21 protein-coding genes, 1 tRNA gene and 1 pseudogene are annotated in these 17,201 nt (G+C 64.4%); 7 read left to right on the top strand and 16 right to left on the bottom strand.

Features of this window, described 5'->3' with window-relative positions:
- From GRZ55_RS13455 to GRZ55_RS13435, 5 genes are all read right to left on the bottom strand, one after another.
- A complete protein-coding gene (locus GRZ55_RS13455; RefSeq protein ID WP_169287451.1) occupies positions 1-1,314 on the bottom strand; it encodes a TRAP transporter large permease in 1,314 nt (437 codons plus the stop codon).
- Complete coding sequence (locus GRZ55_RS13450; protein WP_169287450.1) at positions 1,311-1,880, bottom strand: TRAP transporter small permease; 570 nt, start codon at positions 1,878-1,880, stop codon at positions 1,311-1,313. The genes GRZ55_RS13455 and GRZ55_RS13450 overlap by 4 nt, the downstream gene beginning before the upstream one ends.
- A 24-nt stretch (positions 1,881-1,904) precedes the next feature.
- Positions 1,905-2,984 (bottom strand): C4-dicarboxylate TRAP transporter substrate-binding protein, encoded by a 1,080-nt coding sequence (locus tag GRZ55_RS13445; protein WP_169287449.1) that lies wholly within the window; start codon positions 2,982-2,984, stop codon positions 1,905-1,907.
- A 74-nt stretch (positions 2,985-3,058) separates the two neighbouring features.
- A complete protein-coding gene (locus GRZ55_RS13440) occupies positions 3,059-4,204 on the bottom strand; it encodes a CaiB/BaiF CoA-transferase family protein (RefSeq protein ID WP_169287448.1) in 1,146 nt (381 codons plus the stop codon).
- Between the two features lie 9 nt (positions 4,205-4,213).
- Positions 4,214-5,017 carry a citryl-CoA lyase gene (locus tag GRZ55_RS13435; RefSeq protein WP_169287447.1) on the bottom strand — a complete coding sequence of 268 codons (804 nt, stop codon included), beginning with the start codon at positions 5,015-5,017 and terminating at the stop codon, positions 4,214-4,216.
- Between the two features lie 152 nt (positions 5,018-5,169).
- Here GRZ55_RS13435 and GRZ55_RS13430 point away from each other — a divergent pair, with 152 nt between their 5' ends.
- From GRZ55_RS13430 to GRZ55_RS13415, 5 genes and pseudogenes are all read left to right on the top strand, one after another.
- On the top strand, positions 5,170-5,985 hold the full coding sequence (locus GRZ55_RS13430) for an IclR family transcriptional regulator C-terminal domain-containing protein (RefSeq protein ID WP_169287446.1): 816 nt from the start codon (positions 5,170-5,172) through the stop codon (positions 5,983-5,985).
- Between the two features lie 277 nt (positions 5,986-6,262).
- Positions 6,263-6,364: pseudogene (locus tag GRZ55_RS23790) on the top strand (twin-arginine translocation signal domain-containing protein); the annotation flags it as partial.
- A gap of 33 nt (positions 6,365-6,397) precedes the next feature.
- Positions 6,398-7,765, top strand: a complete 1,368-nt coding sequence (locus GRZ55_RS13425) for an amidohydrolase family protein (protein WP_368856618.1) — start codon at positions 6,398-6,400, stop codon at positions 7,763-7,765.
- A 100-nt stretch (positions 7,766-7,865) separates the two neighbouring features.
- Positions 7,866-8,726: an extradiol ring-cleavage dioxygenase gene (locus GRZ55_RS13420; RefSeq protein ID WP_169287444.1), complete on the top strand. Its 861-nt coding sequence runs from the start codon at positions 7,866-7,868 to the stop codon at positions 8,724-8,726.
- Positions 8,723-9,088, top strand: a complete 366-nt coding sequence (locus tag GRZ55_RS13415; protein ID WP_169287443.1) for a hypothetical protein — start codon at positions 8,723-8,725, stop codon at positions 9,086-9,088. The genes GRZ55_RS13420 and GRZ55_RS13415 overlap by 4 nt, the downstream gene beginning before the upstream one ends.
- 10 nt (positions 9,089-9,098) lie before the next feature.
- Here the strand turns inward: GRZ55_RS13415 and GRZ55_RS13410 are convergent, their stop codons facing one another.
- The 6 genes from GRZ55_RS13410 to GRZ55_RS13385 all read right to left on the bottom strand — a co-directional run bounded on the left by GRZ55_RS13410 (position 9,099) and on the right by GRZ55_RS13385 (position 12,843).
- The gene (locus tag GRZ55_RS13410) at positions 9,099-9,422 is read right to left on the bottom strand and encodes a cytochrome c (RefSeq protein ID WP_169287442.1); all 324 of its coding nucleotides are present in this window, start codon (positions 9,420-9,422) and stop codon (positions 9,099-9,101) included.
- A gap of 1 nt (position 9,423) precedes the next feature.
- Positions 9,424-10,116 (bottom strand): CBS domain-containing protein, encoded by a 693-nt coding sequence (locus GRZ55_RS13405; RefSeq protein ID WP_169287441.1) that lies wholly within the window; start codon positions 10,114-10,116, stop codon positions 9,424-9,426.
- A gap of 149 nt (positions 10,117-10,265) precedes the next feature.
- Entirely contained in the window at positions 10,266-10,424 is a 159-nt protein-coding gene (locus GRZ55_RS13400) for a hypothetical protein (RefSeq protein ID WP_169287440.1), read from the bottom strand.
- Between the two features lie 69 nt (positions 10,425-10,493).
- Positions 10,494-10,739 carry a GlsB/YeaQ/YmgE family stress response membrane protein gene (locus tag GRZ55_RS13395; protein WP_169287439.1) on the bottom strand — a complete coding sequence of 82 codons (246 nt, stop codon included), beginning with the start codon at positions 10,737-10,739 and terminating at the stop codon, positions 10,494-10,496.
- Between the two features lie 258 nt (positions 10,740-10,997).
- Positions 10,998-12,539, bottom strand: coding sequence for a histidine kinase dimerization/phosphoacceptor domain -containing protein (locus GRZ55_RS23785; RefSeq protein ID WP_169287438.1), 1,542 nt, complete (start codon positions 12,537-12,539; stop codon positions 10,998-11,000).
- 91 nt (positions 12,540-12,630) lie between these two features.
- On the bottom strand, positions 12,631-12,843 hold the full coding sequence (locus tag GRZ55_RS13385; RefSeq protein WP_169287437.1) for a hypothetical protein: 213 nt from the start codon (positions 12,841-12,843) through the stop codon (positions 12,631-12,633).
- Between GRZ55_RS13385 and GRZ55_RS13380 the strand changes: the two genes are divergently transcribed.
- Positions 12,842-12,985, top strand: a complete 144-nt coding sequence (locus tag GRZ55_RS13380) for a hypothetical protein (protein WP_169287436.1) — start codon at positions 12,842-12,844, stop codon at positions 12,983-12,985. The two genes, GRZ55_RS13385 and GRZ55_RS13380, sit on opposite strands and share 2 nt — an antisense overlap.
- Positions 12,986-13,017: 32 nt before the next feature.
- A complete protein-coding gene (locus tag GRZ55_RS13375) occupies positions 13,018-13,338 on the top strand; it encodes a hypothetical protein (RefSeq protein ID WP_169287435.1) in 321 nt (106 codons plus the stop codon).
- Between the two features lie 28 nt (positions 13,339-13,366).
- On the opposite strand, the gene GRZ55_RS13370 is transcribed toward GRZ55_RS13375, so the two are convergent.
- The 5 genes from GRZ55_RS13370 to pgeF form a co-directional block, all read right to left on the bottom strand.
- A tRNA-Lys gene (locus tag GRZ55_RS13370) sits at positions 13,367-13,442 on the bottom strand.
- Positions 13,443-13,547: 105 nt separating this feature from the next.
- Complete coding sequence (locus tag GRZ55_RS13365) at positions 13,548-14,480, bottom strand: ribose-phosphate pyrophosphokinase (RefSeq protein ID WP_169287434.1); 933 nt, start codon at positions 14,478-14,480, stop codon at positions 13,548-13,550.
- Between the two features lie 117 nt (positions 14,481-14,597).
- Complete coding sequence (locus GRZ55_RS13360; RefSeq protein WP_169287433.1) at positions 14,598-15,107, bottom strand: hypothetical protein; 510 nt, start codon at positions 15,105-15,107, stop codon at positions 14,598-14,600.
- An 81-nt stretch (positions 15,108-15,188) separates the two neighbouring features.
- Entirely contained in the window at positions 15,189-16,340 is a 1,152-nt protein-coding gene (locus GRZ55_RS13355) for a Xaa-Pro peptidase family protein (RefSeq protein ID WP_169287432.1), read from the bottom strand.
- A complete protein-coding gene (gene pgeF / locus GRZ55_RS13350) occupies positions 16,341-17,135 on the bottom strand; it encodes a peptidoglycan editing factor PgeF (RefSeq protein ID WP_169287431.1) in 795 nt (264 codons plus the stop codon).
- Positions 17,136-17,201 lie beyond the last annotated feature (66 nt).

Here is a 17,201-nt window from a genome sequence, read left to right as displayed (position 1 = left end):
TCACATCCTTGCCAGCCAGGTCGCGATGGCCGGGAAAAAGCCTATGATGACGAGCACCACCAGCATGGTGAGCACGAAGGGGAAGGCGCCCCGGAAAATTTCCCCGACCTTGAGGCCGGGATCGTTCATGGCCGATTTGATCGTATAGACCGACAGCCCGAATGGCGGCGTCAACAGGCCTATCTCCACCGCAATAACCGTCATGACACCGAACCAGATCAGGTCGAAATCGGCGGCGACGGCGATGGGCAAGGCGATCGGCAGCAGGATCAGCATGATCGAAATGGAATCGATCAGGAAGCCCAGCACGATGACCAGGGCAATGAACAGGATCAGGAAGCCGTAGGGCCCGATCGGCCCCGACAGAAGCAGCTCCGCCAGCATGTTGGGCAGGCCCGACATGGCCAGCATGCGCGAGAAGAAGCTGGCCGACATGATGAGGAACAGCACCGAGACCGTGATCTGTCCCGTCTCGACCAGGATCTGCCAGAAACTGCCGGGCGTCAGCGAGCGCCGGGAGATCGCCAGCACCAGCGCGCCGAATGCACCGATGGCGCCCGCTTCGGTCGGGTTGAGGAAGCCGCTATAGAGACCGCCCAGCACCAGAACGATGAGCGAGACGATCGGCACGCCCTTGAAGAAGAGCTGCGAGACCGGGAAATCGGTCTCCGGCCTTGATGCTTCGTGGCCGACGAAAACGAATTTCGGGTGCCGCCAGGCCAGATAGAGGATGGTGACCGTGAAGGCGGCCGACAACAGCAGGCCCGGACCGACGCCGGCCAGGAACATGCGCCCGACCGACTGCTCCGACAGCACCGCATAGACGATCATCAGCAGCGATGGCGGGATCAGCATGCCCAGTACGGAGGAGCCTGCAACGACGCCGGTGGCGAACCGCTTCGTATAGCCGTAGCGCGTCATCTCCGGCACGGCGACGCGCGAGAAGACCGTCGCCGAGGCGATCGAGACACCGGTGATCGAGGCGAAGACGGCGTTGGCGAAGACCGTCGCCACGCCGAGCCCCGCGCGCACGCGCCGCAGCAGGCGCTCGAACACGTCGAACGTGTCCTTGCCGACGCCCGATGCCGTCACCAGAAGCCCCATCAGCACGAAGAGCGGCACGATGGCGTAGAGATACTGGCTCAGGGAATCGTTGGCGACCGCGCCGATCATGCGCACCGCCACCGCCTCGTTGCGGATGAAATAGACGCCCACGAACGACACGACCAGCATGCCGAGCCCGATCGGCATGCCGATCAGGATGAGCCCGAGAAGTGCGGCAATGGCCATCCAGCCGATTTCGATCGAACTCATGCCGCAGTCTCTCTGGCGGGCGCGTCGCGGGTCAGTGCGCTGACCATCTGCACCAGGAACTGGATTGTCGCGATGCAGACGCCGAACAGGATGACCAGCCGGAACGGCCAGGTCTGCAGGGTAATGACGCCGGTCACGCCGATATAGCGCCCGCGTGCGATGTCGGCCTCCATGATGCCGAGCGTCGACCATGCGATGAGCGCCAGCATGGCGGCGCCGACGAGCTGGAAGCAGGCTTCCAGCAGCGCAGCCGCGCGCGGTGCCTTCGCCTGCAGGGCGGCCAGCAGGATCTCGGCGCGTGCCAGGCGGTTGTGACGGACGGCCGCGCCGAGCTGAAGATAGACGATCATCACCAGCGTCAGCGCGCCGAGTTCCGCAACCAGCGGAAGCGAGGCGTTGAACAGGTTGCGCGCCACGACATCGCTGCAGATGATGCCCATGAGCACGACGATGAGCACCGTGCCGAAGGCCGCCATGCCGTCGACCATCCATCCCCATATGGAGACGATGAGCGCGACAAGGCGCCCCGAACCCGGGGCGCCTCGCTGACTATCTTGTGTGCTCACGGCGTCTTGCTCCCGGCTCGGATGTTATTCCGCGCCGTCCCAGTCGCGCACCGGCTCTTCGCCACGCTCGCGCAGGCCGTTCATGTAGGCCTCCAGGAACGCGCGACCGGGCAGGCCGCGGGCCTCCACTGACTCGACCCATTCGCCGGCGAGATCGGGCAGCCCGTCGACCCAGCGCTGGCGCTCTTCCGCCGACAGGTCGGATATGACGACCGGCGTGCTCTGGTCCTGGCCCAGTTCCTCGATCCGCTCCATCGCCATTTCGTGGCGCTCGACCAGATCCTGGGCGTGCGAGGTGGAATAGTGGTCGCCTGCGGCGAGCATCGCTTCCTGAACCTCTTCGGGCAGCGTGTCCCAGGTGTCGCGATTCATGGCCAGCCCGCCGGAGAAGACGGTGCCCATTTTCACGCGTGTCACATAGGGCGCAACCTCATAGAGCCGGGCCGGCAGGACGCCGAGCGCCAGCGAAAGCACGCCGTCCGAAACGCCGGTCTGGATGTCCGTGTAGAAGGTCGGCAACGCGCCGTCGACTGCACTTGCGCCGGTGCCACGCAGCCAGGTGGCCAGGACGCCGGGCGCCGAGATGCGCATGCCCTGCAGATCGTCCAGCGTCTCGATCGGCTGCGTGGTGTAGATGTCGTAGCTGTCCGAGCCGGTCGCGCCCAGATAGACCAGATTGTACTGCTCCCATTCCTCGCGGAATTCGGGGAAGGTCTCCATGAGCTCGCGCATCGTGTCGAGCTGCGCCGGCGGGTTGTTGGTGGCAAACGGCGTATAGGCCGTCACCTGCGACAGCGGCATGCTGGCGGCTTCCAGATAGGAAAACACCCAGCCGATATCGGTAACGCCGTCCTCGACCGACGACAGCGTGGCGTTGGCGGCATAGAGCTGGCCGCCGAAGGCTTCCTGCCATTCGATCTGGTAGTTGCCGCCCTCTTCGAGGATGCGGTCCACCTCGGTCATGAAATGGCTCTGGATGAAGCCGATCCATGGAATGGTGGTCGGATGGCTCGATGCCACCGTGAGATTGATCGTCTCCTGCGCCTGCGCCATCGTCGGCAAGACGAATACGCTTGCGAGCAGCAGTCCCTTGAGCTTGTTCATGTTCACTCCTCCCTTGGCTTTTGCGTGTGTGCGAGCGACGGACAGCCGACCCCGCATTGCGCCGTCGCCGGCCTTCAGCCGGCCTTCACGCGGGCGATTTCCGCCCGGATTTCCTCACCATGTTCGTCGAGCGTCGGCGGCGGCAGCACATGCGTGTCGGCCTCGCCGTCGAAACTGTAGGGCGCGCGCACCGTCTTGAACGCGCCCATCTCGGGATGCTCGGCCTCCACCGCGATCTGCAGGTGCTTGGCCTGCGGATCCTCCAGCGCCTCGTCGGAATCGTAGGCCGGCGAATGCGGCACTTCTTCTTCGAGAAGGATGTCGCACCATTCCTGGCGGCTGCGTTTCCTGAAGATCGGCGTCAGCTCATCGATCAGCGCCTGCTGGTGCTTGATGCGTTCCAACCGTTCGGCGAAACGGTCGTCTGTCAGCAGGTCGGGCCGCTCGACCGAACGCGTCAGCCCCTCCCAGAATTTCTGCGGCGACGACAGGTGGATTGCGATCCACTTCCCGTCCGCGCATTCGAATGTGTAGGACTGCGAAACCATCGGTCGGCTGAGCGGCCCCATCACCTCGCCAACACTGAAATAGTGGGTAAAGGAATCGAGGTTGAAGTGGCACATGGCCTCGAGCATCGAGATGTCGAGGCGCCTTCCCTTGCCGGTCTTCACCCGCTCCAGAAGTGCTGCAACGATGCCCAGCGCGGCGTAGTGCCCGGTCACGGCATCCGCGATCGCCGGTCCGATGACGCGCGGATTGGCAGGTGGCGTCAAGAGGCGCAGATAGGCGCTCGCGGCCTGGGCCACCGTGTCGTAGGCCGGGCGGTCGCGCGAGGGACCTGTCTGACCGAAACCCGTGATGGCGCAATAGACGAGGCCTGGATTGAGGGCCTGAAGCTCGGCCTCGCCGGCGCCCAGCTTGTCGGCCACGCCCGGCCGGAAGTTCTGGATAAAGACGTCCGCACCCTTGATCAGCTCGTGGAAGACCTCGAGGTCCTCCGGCTTCTTCGTATCCAGTGCGATCGACCGCTTGTTGCGGTTGTAGGTCTGGTAGTGCGGCGAATAAAGCCCGCCCTTGAAGGCGCGGAACGGGTCGCCCGTCTCCGGCCGCTCCACCTTGATCACATCGGCGCCGAGGTCGGCCAGATGCATGCCGGCTGCCGGACCCGTGATGTAGGTGCCCATCTCGATGACGCGCACGTCCTTGAGGATCTTGGTCATCGCTCCGTCCTATTCCTTCGACCCGCCGGCCGGCTTGCCGTCATATCCGATGGCCAGATCCGCCTTGTGCGACATGATGAACCCGATCGAGCGCTGCGATTCCTCGAAGAGATGGGCAACGAGACCGGCGGTGCGCGCGAGCAGCGGCACGCCCTTCATCGCCTCCATCGGCCAGCCCGCATCCAGCATCAGGGCAGGGATGGCGCCCGAGACGTTGATCGGCAGCGGGCGGTTCATGATCTCCGGCGCATGTTTGGCGATCGCCCTCAGACAGGCGATGTTGTCGCCGGAGACACCACGCTTGTCGGCGAATTCCAGAAGTACATTGGCGCGCGGATCGCCCGCGCTGTGCTGGGGATGCCCAAGGCCCGGAACCTTCTGCTTCCGGCTCTTGAGTTCTTCGAGGCTATCGCGCGCCGCCTTGTCGAGATCCGAACCTGATTTGCGGCTCGCCTCCAGCACTTCGACGATGTAGCGGCCGGCCTGCTCCGAACTGCCGGCCACGACGCTGCCCATGCCGAGCAGGCCCGCCGACATCGCACCCTGCCAGGCATCCGGCCCGGCGGCCAGCGTCATGCGTGCAGCCTGCACGCTCGGCACCAGCCCATGCTCGGCAATTGCGACGAGGCAGGCATTGGTGACGTCGCGCTGCAGTTCGGTAGGCTTTTCGCCCAGCGTCAGCAGCCAGAAATAGTCGGTGAAATCGATCTTTCCGATCAGCTCGGAACACAGATCATGGCCGCGTATCGTGATGGAGTCCGCGTCCGAGGTCGCAATCGCCGTAAAGGCGCCGTCCTGCTTGCCAATCCGCATCTTTCCTCCCCGGAATTTTCGGATAGCGAAAGTTTTTTCTTCATACGGAAACTACGGCGTGATAGACGGCTGTGTCAAGGCCGCTTTGGCTCTTGGGGATTGCCATGCTCAACAGGCTTGCGTCCTATGCGGGCCGCAATGGAGTGCAGAGAATGCTTCACGCCACACAGGAGAGCGGCCGGCCGGCGGAATTCGTGGAGGCGCTCGCCAAGGGCATCGCGATCCTGGAGAGCTTCGACGCCCAGCATCCCGAGATGACGCTGAGCGACGTTGCCCGTCGTGTGGGCCTCAGCCCTGCGGCCGCCCGCCGCAGCCTTATCACCTTGCAGGCGCTCGGCTATGTCGGCCAGAGCAACAAGCGCTTCCATCTGCGGCCGAAAGTGCTGGGCCTCGGCTCTGCCTTCTACTTCTCCGCACGGGTCGATGAGGTGCTGCAGCCGGAACTCAGGCGATTGGTCGAGGTCTTCGGCGACGCGTCCTCGATCGGCACGCTGCAGGGCCATGACGTTCTCTACATCGCCCACCATTCCGAACAACGCGCACGCCGCCCCTCCGCTGTCGTGGGCGCCCGATACCCAGCCCACGCGACCTCGCTGGGCCGCGTTCTTCTGGCCGGACTCCCGCCCGAGGAATTCGAGTGTTACCTGCGCGACATGGAACCGGTCGCACTGACCCGCAAGACGGTCGTCGACAAGGACGAGTTGCGAACCATCGTGGCCGATGTCCGCGAAACGAACTATTCCACGACCGTCGACCAGCTCGATTACGGGATCACCGCCATCGCCGTCCCCATTCGCGGACCTTCCGGCAGGTCGATCGGGGCACTCAACTCCTCGGGCTACTCCGGCCTCCTGACGGCCGAGCAGCTGGTCGAGGAGCGGCTTCAGGAGCTGCGCATCTCCGCTGCCCGTCTGGCCGAGACGATTTCGCGTTATCCGGTTCTGCAATCCATGATGGGCGCAAGCTGAATCATCGCTTGTCCGCTTGATGGCCTGACCCGCTCCTGGCGGTCGGAGCCAGTCCCGCTGCGTCCGGCTGGCAAATTCGTCGGGAACAGCGCCATGACAAGCTGCCGTTACGAGCCGCACCACAGGCCGCCCACAAGCGGATTGACTCGCTGGCTCCCCCGGCGCTAGTCTTAATGCGAAAATATTTTCGCTAAGCGAAAACTTGGCGGAGTCGGTCGTCTCAGGGAGGAGCAGGCCGCACTGCCCTGGTCACGGCAAGGCAACGGGAGGAGAGATCATGTGCAGGATGTGTGATGCTGGCAGACCGCCGGTGAAGTGTGAATCGCGACGCGACTTTCTGAAAGCTTCGATGGTTGTGGGGGCGGCTGCGGCCACCGGTTTTCTGGCCACACGTGCCGCCAGTGCTCAGGAAATGCCCGCGGGTTCGGGTGGCGAAGGTCGCCGTATCCTCATCCGGGGCGGACACGTTCTCTCGATGGACCCTGACGTCGGCGATTTTGCCGAGGCCGACGTGCTGATCTCCGGCCGCACCATCGAGGAGATCGGCCCGAATCTCGAAGCCGGCGATGCCGAGATCATCGAGGCGGCCGGCATGATCGTGATGCCGGGCTTCATCGACACCCATCTGCATCAGTTCGAGACGGGGCTCCGCAGCTTCCTCGCCGACGGCATCCTCATCAATGACGGCCGGCCGGAAAACCAGGTCAATTACTACGAGACCATCCTGCAGAAATTCTCGATGGTCTACCGACCGGAGGACGTCTACATCAACGAGCTCTTCGGCTCGATCGCCCAGCTCGACACCGGCGTGACGACCGTCATGGACGTCTCCCAGATCCACCATTCCCCCGAACATTCGGATGCCGCGATCGAGGCCTTGCGCGATGCCGGTCGCCGGTCGGTCTTCGGCTATTTCGAGGGGTGGGGCGACGATGCCCGCTATCCCGAGGACGCACGGCGCATCCGCGAGGAGCATTTTTCGTCCGACGACCAGTTGCTCACCATGGTCATGGGCGGCGAAATCTATCTGCCGGGCTATGAGCGCGCCTGGGAGATCGGCCGCGAACTCGGCCTGCCGATCGCGCTGCATGTTGTCGGCACATTCGGCATGCGGCCTGCCTTCGACGAACTGGCCGAAGCCGGGCAGTTCGGCGAAGATAACATCTTCATCCACATGACCGGCATGTCCGACATGGCCTGGCAGCGCGCTGCCGATGCGGGCGCCCATGTGTCGCTGGCCGTGCCGATCGAGATGCAGATGAGACACGGCATGCCGCCCATCCAGAAGGCGCTCGACCTCGGCATGCAGCCTTCGCTATCGTCAGATGTCGAATGCACGATGTCCGCCGACCCGTTCACCCAGATGCGGTCCGCCATGACGCTTCAGCGCGCCTTCATCAACCAGCGGGCGCTGGAAGGCGAAGATGACCTGCCGCCGCTTCTCTCCTCGCGCGACGTGATCCGCTTTGCCACGATGGAAGGCGCGAGAGGCCTCAAGCTCGACCGCAAGACCGGTTCGCTGACGCCCGGCAAGGAAGCCGACATCGTCCTGCTCGATGCGGGCGCCATCAACGTGCATCCGCTCAACAACGTGCCGGGCGCCGTGGTTACGCTGATGGACCGCACCAATGTCGACACGGTCCTGGTTGCCGGCAAGATCCGCAAATGGCGCGGCGAACTGGTGGACGTGGACGTCGCGCGCCTCAAGCGTGAGCTGGAGGAAAGCCGCGACTATCTGTTCGAGGCGGCCGGTGTGGAACAGGATCTGTTTCGCACCTGATCGGAGATTTCAGGAGGCCGGCCGCCTTGCGCGCGCGGCCTCCATCGCATTGACTTGGCATCGGGCGGCCCGCATCGGCCGCGCCTGAGGAGGACGACAAATGGCAGAACTGTGCGCCGTTCTGGCGACGACCCATCATCCCTTCTATTTGAAGGCGACGACCATGCCGCCGGAGCAGCAGATTCCGCAGGCGCCGGAGTGGAAGCGCAAGATCGAGGCCTATCGCGAGACGCTGACCCGGGCCGAGCCCGACATCCTGGTCATGGTCGGGTCCGACCATTTCCACCAGCTGTTTCTGGACAACTATCCGCAGTTCCTGATCGGCAAGGCGCCACGCTACGACGCGACCTTCTACAACGAGATCCGCGAGTTCGACCTGCCGACCTACGTGCTCGAAGGGCATGAGGAACTGTCGGACTACATGCTGCGCGGGCTGATGGACCGCAGCTTCGACATGGCCTTCAGCCACGAACTGAAGATCGACCATTCCATCATCTGCCCGATCATCACCACAAGGCCGCAGGCCGACCTGCCCGTGGTGCCGATCTACACCAACATCTTCGCCCCGCCTCTGCCCTCGCCCCGCCGCTTCTGGGAGCTCGGCTGCGCGATCCGCGAAGTCATCGATTCCTACCCCTCCGACAAGCGCATCGCCGCCATCGGCAGCGGCCACCTGTCGCTCGAGCTGGGTGGCCCGCGCCAGTTCCGCGAGACCGGCCCAGATCCGGAATTCGACCGCCAGGCGATCGAATGGATCTCCACCGGCAACATCGAGGCGATCCTGGAAAACGTCACCCACGAATCCATGGCCAACAGCGGCAACGCCACGCACGGTTTCATGGACCTGATCCTGATGATGGGCATAGCGGGCGCCGAGAAGGCCGATTACGTCGACAATCTCGACCTCTTCCACACCATGGAAGCCTATTTCACCTGGTATCCGAAGGAGAAGGCGGCATGAGCAAATACTACGTCAACAAGTTCCTCTTCACCGTCGACCGGGACCCCGAACTGCTGCGCCGCTACAAGGAAGAACCGCGCGCCTTCGTCGCCACCTGGGAACAGTCGATCGGCCCCAGGCTCAACGACGCCGAGCGCTCGACCGTCCACTCGCTCACCGACGAGGAGCGCGAGGCGCTGATCGCCCACGATTTCGTCAAGCTGTTCGAGATGGGCGCCCACTTCTTCCTGTCGCTGACCATCTACATCGCCATCTATGACGAGGAGTGGATGGAGCGCGACGGCCCCCTTTCCTTCCAACGCCATTTCGCCGCGCAGCTGGCCCATTGGGAAGGCAAGGATTACCCGACCGTCGCCTGCTGAGGCATCTGCCTCACGGCGCCAGGCTTTCGATGAAGTCGACCAGATCGTCGATCTGGTCCGGTGTCGGCTCGAAATCGGGCATTTTGGGATGGCGGGCAAAAAGATCGCCCGCCATGTCCGCCCGGAGCGCTTCCACATCGCCGCGCAGCGCCAGCTCCCTGAAGGGCGGCGCACGCGGATCTAGGCTCTCGTCGTAAAGCGCGAGCGCGTGGCAATCGTAGCAATTGGCCTCCGCCAGCCGGCGACCGCGGAATTCGCTCTCGCGATCGGCAGCCGCGACCTGCGCCGCCCACACGAGTGCCACACCGGCCACGATAGCCGCTACCCGCCGCATGTCATGCCGTTCCCGCTTCCTGCGGCAAGGTCCGCAGAAGCGACACCACGTCCTTCACGCCTGGCGTGTTCTCCGCGGCCACCCGCATCGCCCGCGCGATGCGCTCGTCGCCAACATTGCCCCGGAGTGCCACCTTGCCGTCGCGCACATGCACGTCGACCGAGGCGCCCCGCGCCCAGGCCTTGTCGACGATCTCGTCGAGAACCCGCCGGCGCAGTTCGATATCCTCGGCCCCAGCCGCTTCTGGCTGGCTCAAGCGTCGCGACAGCGCGGCAATCAGATTGGCGCGACTGACGATGCCGACCAGCTTTCCATCGCGCAGCACGGGCAGGCGCTTGACGCCCTTGACTTGCATCAGCGTGGCGATCTCGCTGGCCGGCATTTCCACATCGGCCGTAACCACGTCACGCGTCATGACGTCCTCTACCTTGCGCCCATGCGACCGGCTGTATTCCTCCGCCAGGTCGCCCGGCTCGAACCACAGATCCAGCCAGCGCGGGCGTCGGTGCTCGGTGCCCAACTCGACGCGGCGCAAGAGATCGCGCTCGGTCACGATGCCGACCACGCCGCCCTCCTTGTCGACGACCGGCAGCCCGCTGACCCCGTAATTGACCATCGTCGCCACCGCTTCGGATACTGTATCCCACGGATGCACGATGGCCGCGCCGGTCGTCATCAGATCGCCTGCATGCATGACTTGCTCCTCACTTCTGTACCGTAGGTGGAATAGCCTGCCTGGTGGCCTCCCGCGTTGACGGCGATCAAGCCGGTTTGCCGACCGCGAACGCAAAACGGGCGCGGCTTTGGCAAGCCGCGCCCGTCGTCAGTTCATTTCGGGCCAGGTTAGTTCTCGTCCGGACCGCTCTTCCCGTCTTCGCGGTTTTCCGCCGCCTCCTGCTCGGAATCGTAGCGGAAATCCCCGTTTTCCGGCACGCTCACCGGTTCCGGCTCCGACTTGCCCTTGTCGTGGCGATCGTCGCTTTTACGGGTGGTGTCGTCCATGTTTGAACTCCATGCCGATTGTCGCGTCGAGGGGCGACACAGGCTGCGCCCCTCGCATCGGTTTCTGCGCTACCGTCTTATCGCTCGAGCCAGCGCAATGAGGATACAGGCGCCTACGAAGCCTGCGATCAGGTAGCCAAGCCATCCGCCGAACTGGATGCCGACGAGACCGAACAGGAAACTGGCGACCGCCGCACCGACGATGCCCAGCAGGATGTTCATCAACATCCCCATGCTGCTCTTCATGAACATTTCCGCCAGCCACCCGGCGATCCCGCCGATGATGATGGCACCTATCCAACCAACGCCTTCCATGATGATCCCTTCCTTGATGCAAAAACAGAGCGCGCGGCGATGCCGCACGTTCCGACTGAACAATTTTCAGCCTCGGTTGGTTCCAGATCGTAAGGTTTCCGGTGAAAGCGCCAGGCGCATCATGCGGGCGGATATTCTGGTTGCAGGCATGCCCATCTGGTTGGGCCAGTTGTCGAGCGTGTGCAGGCGGGCGCTCGAGCGAAGTCGCCACGCTGTGCCGCAACGCCCTCCATCTGCGAGGCTGCTCAGGTCCAGCCCTTATCCCGGCGAAGTCTGATCCGGGTTTGACAAGTCCTCGGTCGGGCGGTCCGTGATCGGCACCTTGATCCTGAATTCCAGGCCCTTGTCGCCGGTGAGGACAAAATCCGTGCTGACCTGCGGGGCCAGGCTGCGGATGAGGCGAATACCTTCGCCTTTCGATTTCGGCGTGGCGTCGAAAGGTATGCCGTCGTTCAGCACCGCGACTTCGGCCGTCCCGCCCCGACGCGCAAGCTGCACGGTCATCGTGCCGAACTCTCCATCGGGAAACGCATATTTGTTGGCGTTGGTCACCAGCTCGTTGACGATGAGCCCGAGCGGGGTTGCCGCATCCGCATCGACGAAGATGTCCGGTTCGAAGTCGAGCACGAGTTTCATGCGATTTCCGTAGCTTCTGTTCACGCCCTCCATCAACTCGCCCAGATAGGTGCCGAGTTCGACCAGCCCGGCTGGACCGGGCCCATGCAGGTGCTCGTGAAGCGCCGACATGGCCATGACGCGGTTGCGCAGGTCGAGTTCGGCCTCGGCCGGCAGTTTCTGCATCCGGACCATCGACATGATGATCTGGAGGTTGTTCTTCACGCGATGATGCACTTCGCGCAGAAGCATGTGGTTGTGATCCGCAGTGGCTTCCAGCTTTCGCCGCGTTGCCTCCTCGCGGCGCAAGAGGACGGCCTGCCACCATGCCAGGGCCGCCAGGATGATGAGAACGGGGAGACCCAGCAGGATAAGGGCGTAGAGCCGCTGCCAGTAGGGTCCGAGCGCATGAGCGGTCGACAAGGCGGCCACCGCAACCAGTGGCTTCCCCGCGACCGTCGTGTAGCCGACGATTCGCGGAACGCCGTCGGCCGGCGATTCGGAGGAATGGTAGACGCCGGAAGGCGCCAGGAGCAGGTGTTCGGCAAACAGGGGGTGGTCGCTCAGGTCGAGTGAACCGGTCGGCACCGGATGACGGGCGACCAGGAGACCATCCTCGCGGAAAATGCTGATGGCGGAATCGGGACCGAGCGCCAGGGTACGCCAGAATTCCGAAAGCAGGCCCGCCGGGACGTGAAGCAGGATCGTCCGGCCTGTCTGGTCCTCGCCGATCGTCCGCCTGACGTAGAAGCCCCCAACCCCGCCGGAGAGCTCCGGCACGAACGCGGAAATGCCGATATCGGGGGTGAAGGCACCGGCATCGAGATCGATGAAACCGCTATCTGCCGTGGCATCCGTTGCGTCGAGCGGGAAGACGAGCTGCCCGTCGCCGTCGTGCACGCTGAGTTCGAAGCCGGGAGGCAGATCTGCTGCGACCTGGGCGAAAGCCTGGGCCGGTCTGTCGCTGGCCATCGCCTGTTCCGCGCGACGCAAGGTCTGCCCGCCGGCCTCCAGAAGCCAGCTGGCCTGCGCGGCGACCGCGCCGGCAGCCGCGGTGACCTGAATCTCCGCCCGCGCGACGGCGTCGGCATGCCCACGCCACAGAAGGGCCGTCGCGAGCCCCACCACCGTCAACAGAAAAACAAGAGATACCGAGAGGATGAGCCAGGAATTGCGCCGTTCCACAAATGTCTCCTGCGGGACCAACGGAGACTGGATACATCTATACGCGCTGGAGGCAAAGCCTGTCCGGAGAGGTCGAGGCGGCCGCGGCGCTTTACCGCTCGCCTTTGAGCAGCACCGCGGTCGCGAGATAGCCGAGCCCGCCGCTTGCCCCCATGGCCTGCACGAACAGCGCCGCGGCTAGCCAGTTCTGTCCCGTCATTCCGGCGGGTCCCAGCCCGGCCGCCATGGCCCAGGAGGCTGCGCCCGCCGCGAGGCAGAAGCCGGCGGCGAAATTGGTCAGCACGAACTGGATCAGACGGGGCATGTCGCTGTTCATCCTTCCGCTGAAAATTGCCGACCGCTTGCAGTTCACACGCGCCGCGGCAGCCGGCCGTCATTTCCAAAACCTCTCAATGCCGCACGTGTTCCCCACGCCGCCCGGAACCCGGGGCGGCTTGGCGGGTTGAAAGCTGCAACAGACTGAATTGAAGGACCTGCAATGACCGAGACGCACATCCTCACCGACCGCGACGAAATCAGGGACTGGGCGGCTTCGCGCATGGGCGCACCGGCCTTCATCGACCAGTCCTCGACCCCGGGGGGCGCCGATGCGCCGGTCCTCACCATGCTCTTCGACCAGGCCGCTTACCAGGATCAGGACACGGGCCCCGACAGACCCACCGCGCTTGGCGGACCCGAACTTGTCGACTGGGATGATTGGATGGCGCAGCTCGAAAGCCAGAACCTGGCCCTCAAGGTCCTCGAAGACGAGCCCGGCCGCCTCGACAGCTATTTCGAGGTCGTCAGCCGCGACGAATAAATCGCTTCGATCGAAGATCTGGAAATACTGGTGGGTGATGTAGGGATCGAACCTACGACCCGCTGATTAAGAGTCAGCTGCTCTACCAACTGAGCTAATCACCCGCCGAGTGGAGGCCGTATAGCGACTGGGTCGCGGGCTGTCCAGATCAAAAGCATATGGTTGGTCGGCTTTCCGCGCGCAAGGCATGGGGACTTGCACGCCCACGGTCAGTCGAACAGGCTCGATACGGATTCTTCCGTGGCGGTGCGCGAGATCGCCTCGCCGATCAGATCGGCGATCGGCAACACGCGGATGTTGCCGGCCGCCTCCACGCTGGACGTCGGCTGAATCGAATCGGTAATGACCAGTTCCTTGAGCTTCGAGCCCGTGATGCGGGCCACCGCGCCACCCGACAGAACGCCATGGGTGATGTAGGCCGTCACCGAGGTGGCGCCGTTGGCCAGCAGCGCTTCGGCCGCGTTGCACAGCGTGCCGCCCGAATCGACGATGTCGTCGATCATGATGCAGTCCTTGCCGCTCACGTCGCCGATCACGTTCATGACCTCCGACTCGCCCGGCCGCTCGCGGCGCTTGTCGACGATGGCCAGCAGCGCGTCGAGCCGCTTCGCCAGGGCCCTTGCTCGGACCACGCCGCCCACATCGGGCGACACCACCGTGACGTTCGAGGGCTGGTATTTCTGGCGGATGTCCCGGCTCATCACGGGAACGGCGAACAGATTGTCGGTCGGGATGTCGAAGAAGCCCTGGATCTGGCCGGCATGCAGGTCGAGCGTCAGAACGCGGTCGGCGCCGGCCCGGGTGATCATGTTGGCCACCAGCTTGGCCGAGATGGGCGTGCGCCCCGATGCCCGGCGATCCTGCCTGGCATAACCGAAATAGGGAATCACCGCCGTGATGCGCCTGGCCGAGGAACGGCGGAAGGCGTCGATCATGATGAGCATTTCCATCAGATGATCGTTGGCGGGATAGGAGGTCGACTGCAGCAGGAAGACATCCTCGCCGCGCACGTTCTCCTGGATTTCGACGAAGATCTCCTGGTCAGCGAAACGGCGCACGCTGGCCTTGCCGAGCGGAATGTTGAGATATCGGGCGACTGACTCGGCCAGCACCCGATTTGAGTTGCCCGCGAAAAGTTTCATGAAGGATCCCCGGCGACGGCGTTGACGGGGCTTTTAGCCGGGTGGTGAATGATTTCAAGCACCGCGACCGCGATTCATCGCTCTATCCCGAAGAAAGGGTTTCCGTGTGGCCGGAATCTAGCCCTGCCGGCTGGCAAGCCACGTCACCAGCTGGTTCATCGTCTCGTCTGCGATCGCTTCCATCGTGTCCGCTCCGACGCCGCTCCAGCCCTCGCTGGAGCCGCCGGTCGCCTGCTTTTGTCCCTGGATGCGGTGCAGGCGGGTGCCGGTGCCGTCCACCACGTCCCAGACATAGATCACCGTGGTAATGCCATTTTCCGAGATCGCCGAAAAATATCCCTTCATGGACAGGGTGGCCGCGCCGCCCGGAGTGGCCAGCGGGATGCCATTATCCGCCGCAAGCGACGACAGCCGGGCCGAAAGCGGCTGAGTCGCCTCCCCTGTCGCGCCCACAACGGGATCGAAGCCGAGCCGGAAGTCGGCCCCGAGCGAGGCCGTCTGGACCGCGGGGGGCTGTTCGGTGGTGGTCAGCGCCGAGGGTTGCAGCACCGCATCCGTGCTGGTGCAGGCTGCAAGGAGAAGGCATGCCAGCAAGCCTGCGGATCGCGTCACACCGATCGGTGTCATTGCCCCGTCTCCTGCATTCGACCGTGCGCAAAGACGTAGCTGCTGCGCGGCGCGACGATACATTCCAGCATCATTATGCGCTCAGCGAACGATCAAGTCGAGATCGAGACGCGACAGCGGTTTTGGGTCGGAGTCTGTGGTCAGATAGGTCCGGCCCAGCGTCATCGCCGTCTCGCTGTCGGAATCCATGATGATCATGTGCGCGAACAACGTCATGTCGGGCGCGATCGGCTCCTCGTTTCCGGAATGGAACATCGGCATGTCCATCCAGGAGGGCGCGAAACGCGCGCCGACCGAATAGCCGCAGGCGTTGAGCCGGTGACGCGTCAGGTCGCGCGCCTCCAGCACGCGGGCATGCGCGTCGAAGACGTCGCCAAAAGTGTTGCCGGGTCGCATGGCGCGCTCCACGGCCGCAAGCGCCTCGCGCGCGGCATCGAACAGTTCCTGGTGGCGCTTGGTGGCCTTGCCGACCAGCACGGTGCGCATCATCGGCGCGTGGTAGTGGTGGAAGACGCCGGCCCATTCGAGCGTGAGCTGGTCGTTCTTGGTGAGCTTGCGCCGTCCCGCCTTGTAGCGGCAGAGAAGCGCGTCCGCGCCGGAGCCGATGATGAACTCGTTGGCCGGGTAGTCGCCACCCCCCTCGAAGATGGCCCCTTGCATGGCGGCCAGGATCGCGCCCTCGTCGCTGCCCTGCTTGATCAGCGGCAAGGCGGCTTCGAAGGCGGCATCCGACAGCTGGGCCGCCTTCTGCGCCTTCTTGATCTCCGCCGCGCTCTTGAAGGCGCGCAGCCGCGAGACGACGTCGGAGGCATCCTCGATCTTGCCGAAGGTCTTCAGCTGCTCGTCGAGCAGGCGCGCATTGCGGCCCGTCAGGCCATGCGTGTCGTATTCGACGCCGATCGAACAGCCGAGCAGGTCGAGATCGTTCAAGAGATTGCGCAGATCGGCCGTCGGGTCGGATTTGCCGCGGTCTGCCCAGATGACGATGTTGGGGATGTTGGAGGTATGCCGCGCCTGGCGCATGTCGGCCGACCGGGTCAGAAGCACCGTCTCCCCGTCCGACTTCACGACCAGGCACTGGAAGAAGCAGAAGCCGAACGTGTCGTAGCCGGTCAGCCAGTACATGCTCTCCTGCGCGAAGAGCAGCATGGCGTCGAGCTTGCGGTTGGCCATTTCCATCAGCAGCCGGTCGCGGCGCGCATCGAATTCCGTGGCGTCGAAATGCAGGGCCATTCAACGGTTCTCCATGACGATGGCCGACACCTGCCGGCCGTAATCGGGTTCGTTTCGGTGCGTCGCGCGGCGATAGGAGTAGAACTCGCTCTCCAGCGCATAGGTGCAGCGCGCAACGGCCTCCATCCTGACGCCGGCACGCTCCAGCCGCAGCAGCGTATAGCCCCTCAGATCGAAAAACGCATGCCCTGCCCTTGCGGAAGCGGCGAAAAATCGCTCGCTGGCGGCGTCCGAGCGGACGAAACGCTCGACGAATTCCGGCCCGACCTCGTAGTTTTCCTGGGTGATCGAGGGGCCGAGCACCGCGGCGATCCGCCCCGCTCTCGCGCCGCGCTTTTCCATCGCGGCGATCGTGTTTTCAAGCACCCCCGTCAGCGCGCCCTTCCAGCCGGCATGGGCCGCGCCGATCACGCCGGCCTGCGGATCCGCAAACAGGACCGGCCCGCAATCGGCCGTCAGCACGCCGAGCGCGAGGCCCGGCCTGTCGGTGACCATCGCATCCGCCTTCGGCCGGTCGACGCCGAAAGGTGCCTCGACCGCCACGACCTCGGGCGAATGGACCTGATGCACGCCGACCAGCCCCTCCGGCGCAACCTTCAGCCAGCGCGCCACGCGCCGGCGATTCTCGAGCACCGCAGCGCGCTCGTCGCCCGAGCCGAGGCCGACATTCAATCCCTGGAACAACCCGGTCGACACGCCGCCCGCCCGGGTGAAGAAACCGTGCCGGATGCCAGCCGGTTCATGGGCGTCGAGAGCCGGGGACCGGACGGGTTCCAGCCGCGCGTTGTCAAGCATGTGCCGCCTTTTCCTGCTCCCTTCGGCCCGGCTCGCGGGTCTTCGCGCCCTCCCCCGCCGATCCGA

The sequence above is a fragment of the Chelativorans sp. ZYF759 genome, from assembly GCF_012911015.1.
In the GTDB taxonomy this organism is placed as follows: Bacteria; Pseudomonadota; Alphaproteobacteria; order Rhizobiales; family Rhizobiaceae; genus ZYF759.
The sequence above is the reverse complement of the archived record's forward strand: the minus strand, read 5'-3'. Positions and strand labels throughout refer to the sequence as shown.

Coding starts and splice junctions, on each gene's coding strand:
- GRZ55_RS13440 (WP_169287448.1), bottom strand. CDS start 4,204: ATGACCAAGATCCTCAAGGACGTGCGCGTCATCGAGATGGGCACCTAC.
- GRZ55_RS13355 (WP_169287432.1), bottom strand. CDS start 16,340: ATGGCCCTGCATTTCGACGCCACGGAATTCGATGCGCGCCGCGACCGG.
- pgeF (WP_169287431.1), bottom strand. CDS start 17,135: ATGCTTGACAACGCGCGGCTGGAACCCGTCCGGTCCCCGGCTCTCGAC.
- GRZ55_RS13410 (WP_169287442.1), bottom strand. CDS start 9,422: ATGCGGCGGGTAGCGGCTATCGTGGCCGGTGTGGCACTCGTGTGGGCG.
- GRZ55_RS13380 (WP_169287436.1), top strand. CDS start 12,842: ATGTCGCTGTTCATCCTTCCGCTGAAAATTGCCGACCGCTTGCAGTTC.
- GRZ55_RS13405 (WP_169287441.1), bottom strand. CDS start 10,116: ATGCATGCAGGCGATCTGATGACGACCGGCGCGGCCATCGTGCATCCG.
- GRZ55_RS13435 (WP_169287447.1), bottom strand. CDS start 5,017: ATGCGGATTGGCAAGCAGGACGGCGCCTTTACGGCGATTGCGACCTCG.
- GRZ55_RS13455 (WP_169287451.1), bottom strand. CDS start 1,314: ATGAGTTCGATCGAAATCGGCTGGATGGCCATTGCCGCACTTCTCGGG.
- GRZ55_RS13375 (WP_169287435.1), top strand. CDS start 13,018: ATGACCGAGACGCACATCCTCACCGACCGCGACGAAATCAGGGACTGG.
- GRZ55_RS13425 (WP_368856618.1), top strand. CDS start 6,398: ATGCCCGCGGGTTCGGGTGGCGAAGGTCGCCGTATCCTCATCCGGGGC.
- GRZ55_RS13445 (WP_169287449.1), bottom strand. CDS start 2,984: ATGAACAAGCTCAAGGGACTGCTGCTCGCAAGCGTATTCGTCTTGCCG.
- GRZ55_RS13365 (WP_169287434.1), bottom strand. CDS start 14,480: ATGAAACTTTTCGCGGGCAACTCAAATCGGGTGCTGGCCGAGTCAGTC.
- GRZ55_RS13415 (WP_169287443.1), top strand. CDS start 8,723: ATGAGCAAATACTACGTCAACAAGTTCCTCTTCACCGTCGACCGGGAC.
- GRZ55_RS13400 (WP_169287440.1), bottom strand. CDS start 10,424: ATGGACGACACCACCCGTAAAAGCGACGATCGCCACGACAAGGGCAAG.
- GRZ55_RS13360 (WP_169287433.1), bottom strand. CDS start 15,107: ATGACACCGATCGGTGTGACGCGATCCGCAGGCTTGCTGGCATGCCTT.
- GRZ55_RS13420 (WP_169287444.1), top strand. CDS start 7,866: ATGGCAGAACTGTGCGCCGTTCTGGCGACGACCCATCATCCCTTCTAT.
- GRZ55_RS13385 (WP_169287437.1), bottom strand. CDS start 12,843: ATGCCCCGTCTGATCCAGTTCGTGCTGACCAATTTCGCCGCCGGCTTC.
- GRZ55_RS13430 (WP_169287446.1), top strand. CDS start 5,170: ATGCTTCACGCCACACAGGAGAGCGGCCGGCCGGCGGAATTCGTGGAG.
- GRZ55_RS13395 (WP_169287439.1), bottom strand. CDS start 10,739: ATGGAAGGCGTTGGTTGGATAGGTGCCATCATCATCGGCGGGATCGCC.